The organism is Hydrogenophaga sp. 70-12, assembly GCF_001897365.1.
Lineage (GTDB): Bacteria > Pseudomonadota > Gammaproteobacteria > Burkholderiales > Burkholderiaceae_C > Hydrogenophaga > Hydrogenophaga borbori.
The window spans coordinates 1-9,061 of record NZ_MKSS01000261.1 but is presented as its reverse complement, the minus strand read 5'-3'; the positions used below and the strand labels follow the sequence as shown (position 1 = coordinate 9,061).

Here is a 9,061-nt window from a genome sequence, read left to right as displayed (position 1 = left end):
CGGGCCGGCTCGCGCGCAGCGCCTCGCGCTGGGCCTGGTAGGCCGCTTCCAGCCGCGCGAGTTGCCGGGGGTCGGCGCGATCGCGCCGCGCGGTGATGCCGGGGCCATGGCTGCAAACGCCCGCGAAGACGAGGCTCATGCCAGGTCCACCAGAGGCGCATCGGCGCCCGCCATCTCGGCCGGCAGGTCGTAGGCGCGCACGCCGCGTTCGCGGGCCACCACGCGGCGCACGGCGCCGCGTTGCCAGACCCGCTGCGCCAGGGCGCGGTAGCGGGGCCGGGGCGGCATCTCGCCGCTCAGCCGCTCGTCGAAGCTCCAGAGGTAGAACACAAAGAGGTAGGCATCGACCGCGCTGAAGGCATCGCCCAGCGCATAGGGCGTGTCGCCCAGGCGCCGCTCCACCGTCTGCAGCGCGCGCGCCAGGCGATCGTGGCCCTGGGCGCGCACGGCCTCCACCACCTCGGGGTGGTCGCCGCCGTAGCTCTGCGGACGGAAGACCGAGCGGTAGGCGGCGTGCAGGCTGCTGGAGATGAAGTTCATCCACTCGTGGGCCCGCGCCCGCGCCAGCGTGCCGGGCCGCGGCAGCAGTTCGCGCTCGGGGACCAGGTCGGCCAGGTAGCTCAGCAGGGCCTGCGACTCGGTGAGGATCTGACCGTCGATGGACAGGGCGGGCACCGTGCCGCTGGGGTTGAGCTGCAGGTACTCGGGGCGAAGGTGTTCGCCAGTGCGGATGTTGACGGAGCGGGTGGCGTAGGGGAGCCCGGACTCCTCCAGCACGATGTGGGGCGCCAGGGAGCAGGCCTTGGGGCTGTAGTAGAGGATGAGCTCGGGGGGAAAGGGTGGGGCGTTCATGGGGTGGTGGCGTCGGCTGCGGGCGCAGTTTTATGGAGGGGGCCGGCCGCGATAAGGGGGGCGGACGTGGACAAACTGTCCACCCACTTGGACAATGCCCACGCTCCCTGCGGTGCACCCGCGCCCGGTAGCGCGCGGCGGGGTGGCGCTGGCCTCGCCCCCGGACCAGCGCATTCGGCCTTTGCGGCGTCAGCCGCCCCGGACCGTCGTTTCCATGAGATTGCGCGTGACGCGCGGCGGCTCCAGGCCGATGTGGAAGGCCAGCCGGCGGTCGCGCAGGTCGACGTCGGAAGCGGTGGAGCGGTCGAAGCGGCGCAGGTGGTCCGTCCACGACTCGTCCACGATGACCTCGACGAAACGCCCGGGCTTGTTGATGTCGTGCAGCAGCTCCCAGGACAGCGCGCCCTGGCGCAGGCGGCTGCGCCGGCTCTCGTTGAACATCAGGTCGCGGAATTCCTTGGCGCGCGCCGGGTCGATCAGGTACTCGATGGTCAGCATGATGTGACCCCGCTGGGGCGGCGACTCGACGCTGGTCGCCGTGGTGAGCACGCGCTGGGGCGTGAGGTCGCCCTCCGGGCCGCGGTCGGGCATCCAGCGGTTGGCCAGGGCCATGGCCACCCAGCCGCTCGCGGCCGCGATGCCCAGGGCCACGGACAGGCTGGTCCAGGTGGCGATCTGGCCCCACAGGGCGGCGCCGCTGGCGCTCGCGCCCATGATGGACATCTGGTAGATCGACATGCCGCGCGCGCGCACCCAGTCGGGCAGGCCCATCTGGATGGACACGCTCAGGGTGTTGGCGGTGGTGATCCAGGCCGCGCCGCCGAAGAACATGGCGGGCACGGCCACCCAGACGCGGTCGGTCAGGGCCATCACCGCCATGGCCGCGGCCTGCAGCAGCGCGCCGCGCAGCACCAGCGCGTCGCGCGCGTAGCGGCGGCGCAGGCGCGGCAGGAAGAAGGTCGACACGATGGCCCCCGCGCCCATGGAGGCCAGCAGCAGCGTGAAGGTGCCCGCGCCGCCGCCCTGCATGCCGCGCGCCAGCAGCGCCAGCAGGGCCAGCAGCGCGGTGGAGTGGAAGAAGAAGATGCAGATGCGCAGCAGCACGCCCTTGAGCAGGTAGGACTGCGACACGTACTGCCAGCCCACGCGCATGGCCGTGCCCAGCCGCTCGCGCCCGAGCGGGTGGGGCTTGTGCTCGCGGTGCCAGCGCGCGATGCCCGCCGCGGCCACCAGCGAGAGCACCGCGTTGAGCAGGAAGACCCAGGCGCTGCCCGCGCCCGCGATCAGCGCGCCGGCCACCAGCGGGCCGATGATGCGCGAGGCGTTCATGGCCACGCCATTGAGGGCCAGCGCCGCCGGCAGCTGCGGGCGCGGCACCAGCTCCGGCACGATGGCCGAGAACACCGGCCAGCGCATCGCGAAGCCGATGCCGTTGGCGAAGGTCAGCGCCAGCAGCAGCAGCGGCGACATCACGCCGAAGAAGACGAAGCCGCTGAGCACCATGGCCACCACCGCCACCCAGAGCTGCGTGACCAGGTAGTAGCGCTTGCGGTCGAGGTTGTCGGCCAGCGCCCCGCTGGGCAGGCCGAGCAGGAACACCGGCAGGGTCGAGGCCGTCTGCACCAGCGCCACCCAGATGGGGGTGGTGGTCAGCGAGGTCATCATCCACGCCGCCGCCACGTCGTTCATCCACATGCACAGGTTGGCCACCAGCCAGGTGCTCCACAGCAGGCGGAACACGGGCAGGCGCAGGGGGGCGATGGGGGAGAGGCTGTCGTCGGTGGCGGGCATGCGGGGACGCGAGGGCATGCGGAGACCGCCGAGCCTACCGCAGTTCAACCCCGCACTCACGTGCGACATTGCGCGGCCCGTTTGACGCCCCGCCGCCCCTTGCCTAGACTCGCCGCATGCCTTCTCGCCGGATCCACGCCCATTCGCATCGCGCCACCGCGCGTGTGCTGCCGTGCGCGCGTCACATCCAGGGCCCTTCTACGGCTCTGCGCGGCCACCGACTGCTGGCCGCACATTCCTCCGCCCGGCGATAACCCTTCCCCCTCGAACGCACACCTTCCATCGCCGGGCCCAGCAGCCAGTGCGATCCCTGCCGCGCGCCTGTTCCTTTTTCTGGCGTCGGCGACCCGAAGGAGCCGTTCATGTCTTCCATCGTCCGCAGTGAGTGTGTTCTCACCGAGCTGGACCACGCGCGCCTGAGCAAGCTGCAGGACGCCGCGCGTGGCGGTGCCCTGGCCGATCTCCTGGCCGAGGCCGATCTGGTGCCCTCGCAGCGCGTGCCCGCCGATGTGGTCACCATGTATTCGCAGGTGCTCGTGCGCGACCACGCGTCGGGCGAGGTGCGCAAGCTGACGCTGTGCTACCCGGGCGACGCCGAGCCCGACGCGGGCTTCATCTCCGTGCTGTCTCCCATGGGCGCCGCGCTCATCGGGCGGCGCGTGGGCGAGCGCGTGCGCAGCGCGCTGCCCGCCGGGCTGGAGCGTGAGATGACCCTCGAGGCCATCCTGTTCCAGCCCGAAGCCAGCGGCGACTACAGCACCTAGGCGCGCCCACCGCGCCTTCCCCCTTGTTGGCCGACGGTGGCGTGTCCACCGGGTTGGGCCCTGCCTGGGAGTTACCTGCCATGAAATTCTCTTCCCTCATTGCCTGGGACGACGCGGCCCTGCGCGAGTCGTTGCCCGCCAGCGCTGGCGCCACGGACGACCGCGCGCAACGGGGCGCGCGCGCGAACGACACGGTCGCGCCGCCCTGGCTGCTGGTGCTGACCACCCTGTCGGCGGTCACCGGCGACCACCTGGCGAAGGTGGCGCGCGCGGCGGCGGAACTGGGCGTGGGGCTGCGGCTCGCGTACTACGCGGGCGAGCAGCCCATCGGCCTGCTCGATCCTCTGGCGCGGCTGGCGCAGCGCGCGCGCTTCGTGCGCCGCCAGCACGGCATTGGCGTCGAGGTGGTGGCCCACGAGGTGCGCAGCCGCTACCAGCTGCTGCGGCTGTCGCGCGCCGCCGGCCTGACCTGCCTGCTGGACGCCAACGAACGGCCACGGCGCTCGCGCCTCGGACCCGACCTGCTGTCGCTGCTGCTGCGCGAGGGCCAGGGGCCGCTGTGGGTGGTGAACGCTTCGGACACCGCCCCGGCGGCGCCGCTGTGCTGCTTCGCGCGCACGGCGCCGCTGGGGCGCGAGCGCGATCTGATGCGTTGGTCGCGCGTGTTCGCCCAGGGGCGCGCGGTGCAGCTGGTGCACGTGCTGCAGACCGCGGTGTCACCGCCCGATTCGGGCGACGCCGCCGAGCTGACGGTGTTCGACCACGTCTTCCGGCAGCTGCGCCTGCAGGCCTTCCAGGCGCTGGACACCTTGTCGCGGCCGCTGCGCGAGGCCGGCTGCGAGACCACCTTCACCGTGCTCGCGGGCGATGTCGAGCAGCAGCTGCGCCAGCACCTGCGCGCCACGCGGCCCGCGATGGTGCTCATCGGTCACCGCTGGCGGCCGTGGTCGGTGGGCGCGGCGCGCTCGCGCGTGCAGGGCATCGGGGAGCAGGGCGCCGACGCCCTGGTGGTGCCGCTGCCGCGTGGCGCCTGGTGGTCCTGGGTCGCGCGCGCGATCGGCTGGCGGGGGTGATGGCCATGGAACTCTCCAAAGCCTTCGTGAAGGCCAAGAACCCCTGCGCCGACGGTTTTCGCTGGTTCCTGCGCCACCGCCCGCAGGGCGAGGACTACCAGCCGCTGCTGGACGCGCTGGTGGCCGACGGCCGTGTCGACGACGCCTGCTGGCTGCTGGCGCAATTCGGCCCCACCAGCGCGGTGCTGCAGCTCGACGAGCTGTCCTGCGAGTCCATCGTGTTCGCGGGCGCCATCGAGGTGCGCGGCGGCATCGACGCCGGTGCGCGCGTGCGCGCCGGCCGGGGCATCCGCGCGGGCGGCGACATCCGGGTCGGGCGCGAGCTGGTGGCGGGCGAGACCATCGCGGCCGGCGGTGTGGTCGAGGCCACCACCCTGGAGGCCGGCGGCGACCTGCTGGCCGGCGCCGCGGTCATCGAAGGTGCCCTGCGCGCGGGTGGCCAGCTGCGGATCGCGCGCGACCTGGTGTGCCGCCGCGACCTCGACGTGGGCGCGCAGGCCAGCGTCGGCGGCGTGCTGGTGGTGGAGGGCGAGGTGCGCGTGGCCCGCAGCCTGCGCGTGCGCGGCACGCTGCGCACGGGCGGCGGCGTGCGCGCGGGCGATGGCGTGCTGGTCGATGGCGCGATCGACTGCGGCTCGCACCTCGACGCGGGCTGGGGCATCAAGGCCGGTGGGCCCATCACCGCGCGCGGCGCGATCCGCGCCGGCGAAAGCCTTTGCGCCGATGGCGAGATCGTGGCCGGCGCGGGCTATGGCGTGTACGCCGGTCTGTGCGTGCAGCGCGAAGACTGGGCCGGCAGCGCGCGCGTGGTCGCCACCGAGCGGCCGGCCGAGCTGTTGAGCGGTTGCTGGGTCGGCCCGGCCGTGCTGGCCTGAATGCGGCGGCACAGGCGCAGATCGCCTGAGCGCGCCCGTGCGGCGCGAAGCGGGCCGCCTCAGCTGAGCGCGCCCGGCGCCTGCAGGGCGATGAAGGCCAGCGTGCCGAGGAAGACCAGCACCAGCACGAAGGCCACGGCGATCAGCACCAGCGGGTGATCGCTCGGCGCCTCCAGCCGGCTGCGCCGCGCCACGCCAATCAGGCCCCACAGCACGGTCTTGATTTCGCGGGTGATGCTCATGGCGGGGCGCTCCTTCAACGGACCTTCTGCACGTCCAGCGGCAGCACGCGCGAGGCGGTGTTGCCCCAGGCGCCGCGCACGTAGCTGGCCAGCGCCGCGATCTCGGCGTTCGACAGCTCCTGCCCGAAGGGCGGCATGCCATAGGGCCGGGGGTTGCCGGGCGTGCTGGGCGGGAAGCCGCCGCTCACGATCACGCGCACCAGGTTCGCGCTGGAGGCCATGGTCACCGTGCGGTGCCCGGCCAGCGAGGGGAACTCGGGCGCGGCACTGGTGCCGTTCTCGCCGTGGCATTGCGCGCACTTGGCCTCGTACAGGCGCTGGCCGAGCACCAGCACCTGGGGCTCGGCCCGCTCCGTGTCGGGTGCGGCCGGCGCCACCACGGGCAGCGACTTCAGGTAGGTGGCCATGGCGTTCAGGTCCGCCTCGTCCAGGTGGCGGGTGCTGCCGGCCACCACGTCGGCCATGGGGCCCAGGGTGGCGCCGCGCGCGCTGTGGCCGTCGCGCAGCAGGCGCACCACCTCGGCCAGCGGCCAGTCCTGCACGCCGGCTTCCTGGGGCGAGGCCAGCGAGGGCGCGTACCAGCCCTGCATGGGGATCTGTCCGCCGCTGAAGTCGGGCTCGTTCGCGGTGGCGCCCAGCGCGTTGCGCGGCGCGTGGCAGGCCATGCAATGGCCCAGGCCCAGGGTCAGGTAAGCGCCGCGGTTCCACTCGGCCGACTGCGTGTTGTCCGGGCGGAAGGGCTCGGGCGAGAAGAACAGCGTGCGCCAGGCCACCAGCGCGGTCTGCGTGCCGTAGGGGAAGCGCAGGTCGTGCACGCGGTTGGGCGCGCGCACCGGCGGCAGGCTCATCAGGTAGGCGTGCAGGGCGTCGCTGTCCTCGCGCGTCACGCGGGCGTAGTCGGGGTAGGGGAAGGCGGGGTAGAGCAGGCGGCCGTCGCGCGACTGGCCGTGGTGCAGGGCGCGCCAGAAGTCGTCGGCGTTCCAGCGGCCGATGCCGGTGTCGGCGTCGGGCGTGAGGTTGGAGGCGTACACCGTGCCGAAGGGCGTGGCGATGCCCAGGCCGCCGGCGTAGGCCGCGCCGCCGCGCTCGGTGTGGCAGGCCGCGCAGTTGCCTGCCCTGGCCAGATAGGCGCCGCGCTCCACGAGCTCGGCGGTGACCGGCACCGCCGGCCCGGGTTCGATGGGCAGCAGTGTGGTGGCGCGGTTCACCCAGAGGGTGGCCGCGCCGAGCAGGACCAGCAGCACCCCGGCGGCGATGAGCAGGCGGCGCTGGTTCATGGCAGCACCTCCGCGCTGCCGCAGCGCATGGGCCAGGGGTTCGGCGCGGCGCTGGCCGGCGCGGGCCCGCCCGTGACGGGCTGCGAGGACAGCCACACCGCCATCGCGCTCACGTCCTCGGGGCTCAGGCGGCGCGCGATCTCGCCCATGCAGTCGGGCGCGCTGGCCTGGCGCTGGCCGTTGCGCCAGGCGCCGAACTGGCCCAGCAGGTAGTCGCGCGGCAGGCCCAGCAGGCCGGGCATGGCGGGCTGGATGCCGGTCATCGCGGCGCCGTGGCAGGACGCGCAGGCGGGGATGCCCAGGGCCGGGTCGCCCTGGCGCACCAGTTGCTCGCCGCGCGCCAGCACGGCCGGCGGCGCGCCGGTGGTCTGCGGCGCGGGGTAGGGCAGGTCCAGCCCGGCGAAGTAGTCGGCGATCTCGCGCAGGTAGGCGTCGGACATGTGGTCGACCAAGTAGGTCATGGTCGGGTTGATGCGCCGGCCCGCGCGGAAATGCTGCAGCTGGTTGTAGAGGTAGCCCGCGGGCTTGCCCGCGATGCGCGGGAAGTAGCCCTGGTTGGTGGCGCGGCCGTCCTGGCCATGGCAGGCCACGCAGGCCAGCATGCGCCGCGCCATCGGGTCGGTGGGCAGGGTCTCGGCGGCCTGGGCGGCCAGCCCGGGCAGGGCCAGGGTGGCGGCCAGCAGCAGGCCTTTCCAGAAGGGGGCGCGCGGGCCCTGGGGCGCGCGGAGGGTCTTGTCGGAGGTCACGGCCCCGACTGTGCGCCCGGCGCGGCGCCGGCGGTAGGCTCAGATTGCGTTCAAATCGACCGGATCAGCCGCATCAGATCGGCGGCCCACCGAGAGAGCCCCGCCCCGTGACCACCAAATACGAAGCGCTTGCCAAGGACATCGAAGCGCTCATCGCCAGCGGCACGCTGGCCATCGGCGACCGCCTGCCTTCGGTGCGCGACACCGTGGCCGCGCGCGGCCTGAGCCCGGCCACCGTGTTCGAGGCCTACTACCTGCTGGAGGCGCGCGGCCTGGTCGAGGCCCGCCCGCGTGCGGGCTACTTCGTGAAGGCCGTGCCCGCGCCGCGCGAGGAACCACGCAGCGCCACGCCGCACCAGGGCTCGCGGCCGGTGGCCATCCACGACGTGGCGCAGGCCGTGCTGGGCCCCATGCGCAACCGCCAGGTGGCGCCGCTGGGCTCGGCCTTTCCATCGCCCGAGCTGTTCCCGCTCGATCGCCTGGCGCGCGGCATGGGCGCGGCCATGCGCCGGCTCGACCCGCGCCAGCTGCTGGAAGACCTCACGCCCGGCAACGCCGAGCTGCGCCGCCAGATCGCGCTGCGCGGCGTGGCGCAGGGCGTGAACATCGGCGTGGACGAGGTGGTGGTCACCAGCGGCGCGATGGAGGCGCTCACGCTCGCCCTGCAGGCGGTGACGCAGCCGGGCGACGTGGTGGCCATCGAATCGCCCGCCTTCTACGGCTGCCTGCTGACGCTGGAGCGGCTGCAGCTGAAAGCGGTGGAGGTGGCCACGCACCCGCGCACGGGCGTGCAGCTGGACTCGCTGGCCGAGGTGCTGCGGCGCCACCCGGTGAAGGCCTGCTGGTTCATGCCCAACTTTCAGAACCCGCTGGGCGCGCTCATGCCCGAGGACGCCAAGCGCGCGATGGTCGCGCTGCTGGCCCGCCACGGCGTGCCGCTGATCGAGGACGACGTCTACGCCGAGCTGTACTTCGGCGCGCAGCGCCCGCTGCCGGCCAAGGCCTGGGACCGCGAGGGCGGCGTGATGCACTGCAGTTCGTTCTCCAAATCGCTGGCGCCGGGCTACCGCGTGGGCTGGGTGTCGGCGGGGCGTTTCGCGCCGCAGGTGAACCGGCTGAAGTTCATGAGCACGCTGGGGGTGTCGGTGCCGTCGCAGCTGGCGGTGCTGCACTTTCTGCAGCACGGGGCGTTCGACAAGCACCTGCGCCAGCTGCGCGCCGCGCTGGCCGCGCGGCAGCAGCGCGCGCTGCTCGCCATCGAAAAGCACTTTCCCGATGGCACGCGCGTGACGCGGCCCGAGGGCGGCTACTTCCTGTGGGTGGAACTGCCGGACGCGGTGGACGCGATGGCGCTGCAGCAGGCGGCGCTGGCGCGGCACATCAGCGTGGCGCCGGGTTCCCTGTTCTCGGCGGACAAGCGCTTTCGCCACCACCTGCGCCT

9 protein-coding genes are annotated in these 9,061 nt (G+C 73.4%); 4 read left to right on the top strand and 5 right to left on the bottom strand.

Features of this window, described 5'->3' with window-relative positions; genetic code table 11:
- Positions 1 to 135: 135 nt before the first annotated feature.
- On the bottom strand, positions 136 to 852 hold the full coding sequence (locus BGO22_RS14495; RefSeq protein WP_286851460.1) for a glutathione S-transferase family protein: 717 nt from the start codon (positions 850 to 852) through the stop codon (positions 136 to 138).
- Positions 853 to 1,041: 189 nt separating this feature from the next.
- The gene (locus BGO22_RS14490; RefSeq protein ID WP_070400734.1) at positions 1,042 to 2,661 is read right to left on the bottom strand and encodes an MFS transporter; all 1,620 of its coding nucleotides are present in this window, start codon (positions 2,659 to 2,661) and stop codon (positions 1,042 to 1,044) included.
- Positions 2,662 to 3,005: 344 nt separating this feature from the next.
- Here BGO22_RS14490 and BGO22_RS14485 point away from each other — a divergent pair, with 344 nt between their 5' ends.
- The 3 genes from BGO22_RS14485 (at position 3,006) to BGO22_RS14475 (ending at position 5,355) form a co-directional block, all read left to right on the top strand.
- Positions 3,006 to 3,407 (top strand): GreA/GreB family elongation factor, encoded by a 402-nt coding sequence (locus BGO22_RS14485; protein ID WP_286851458.1) that lies wholly within the window; start codon positions 3,006 to 3,008, stop codon positions 3,405 to 3,407.
- Positions 3,408 to 3,487: 80 nt separating this feature from the next.
- The gene (locus BGO22_RS14480) at positions 3,488 to 4,480 is read left to right on the top strand and encodes a putative universal stress family protein (protein ID WP_286851457.1); all 993 of its coding nucleotides are present in this window, start codon (positions 3,488 to 3,490) and stop codon (positions 4,478 to 4,480) included.
- Between the two features lie 5 nt (positions 4,481 to 4,485).
- The gene (locus BGO22_RS14475) at positions 4,486 to 5,355 is read left to right on the top strand and encodes a hypothetical protein (protein WP_286851455.1); all 870 of its coding nucleotides are present in this window, start codon (positions 4,486 to 4,488) and stop codon (positions 5,353 to 5,355) included.
- Between the two features lie 59 nt (positions 5,356 to 5,414).
- Here the strand turns inward: BGO22_RS14475 and BGO22_RS14470 are convergent, their stop codons facing one another.
- From BGO22_RS14470 to BGO22_RS14460, 3 genes are read right to left on the bottom strand one after another with little or no spacing between them, the layout of a single operon-like run.
- Entirely contained in the window at positions 5,415 to 5,597 is a 183-nt protein-coding gene (locus tag BGO22_RS14470; protein ID WP_070400731.1) for a DUF2970 domain-containing protein, read from the bottom strand.
- Positions 5,598 to 5,611: 14 nt separating this feature from the next.
- A complete protein-coding gene (locus BGO22_RS14465) occupies positions 5,612 to 6,874 on the bottom strand; it encodes a c-type cytochrome (RefSeq protein WP_286851453.1) in 1,263 nt (420 codons plus the stop codon).
- The gene (locus tag BGO22_RS14460; RefSeq protein WP_502686467.1) at positions 6,871 to 7,620 is read right to left on the bottom strand and encodes a c-type cytochrome; all 750 of its coding nucleotides are present in this window, start codon (positions 7,618 to 7,620) and stop codon (positions 6,871 to 6,873) included. Before BGO22_RS14460 ends, BGO22_RS14465 begins: the two co-directional genes overlap by 4 nt.
- Positions 7,621 to 7,727: 107 nt before the next feature.
- Between BGO22_RS14460 and BGO22_RS14455 the strand changes: the two genes are divergently transcribed.
- A partial coding sequence (locus BGO22_RS14455) for an aminotransferase-like domain-containing protein (RefSeq protein ID WP_286851451.1) occupies positions 7,728 to 9,061 on the top strand: 1,334 nt, incomplete at its 3' end.

What these genes read in the sequence shown, in the direction of transcription:
- BGO22_RS14495 (WP_286851460.1), bottom strand. Translation starts at nt 852, where the DNA reads ATGAACGCCCCACCCTTTCCCCCCGAGCTCATCCTCTACTACAGCCCC.
- BGO22_RS14490 (WP_070400734.1), bottom strand. Translation starts at nt 2,661, where the DNA reads ATGCCCTCGCGTCCCCGCATGCCCGCCACCGACGACAGCCTCTCCCCC.
- BGO22_RS14485 (WP_286851458.1), top strand. Translation starts at nt 3,006, where the DNA reads ATGTCTTCCATCGTCCGCAGTGAGTGTGTTCTCACCGAGCTGGACCAC.
- BGO22_RS14480 (WP_286851457.1), top strand. Translation starts at nt 3,488, where the DNA reads ATGAAATTCTCTTCCCTCATTGCCTGGGACGACGCGGCCCTGCGCGAG.
- BGO22_RS14475 (WP_286851455.1), top strand. Translation starts at nt 4,486, where the DNA reads ATGGAACTCTCCAAAGCCTTCGTGAAGGCCAAGAACCCCTGCGCCGAC.
- BGO22_RS14470 (WP_070400731.1), bottom strand. Translation starts at nt 5,597, where the DNA reads ATGAGCATCACCCGCGAAATCAAGACCGTGCTGTGGGGCCTGATTGGC.
- BGO22_RS14465 (WP_286851453.1), bottom strand. Translation starts at nt 6,874, where the DNA reads ATGAACCAGCGCCGCCTGCTCATCGCCGCCGGGGTGCTGCTGGTCCTG.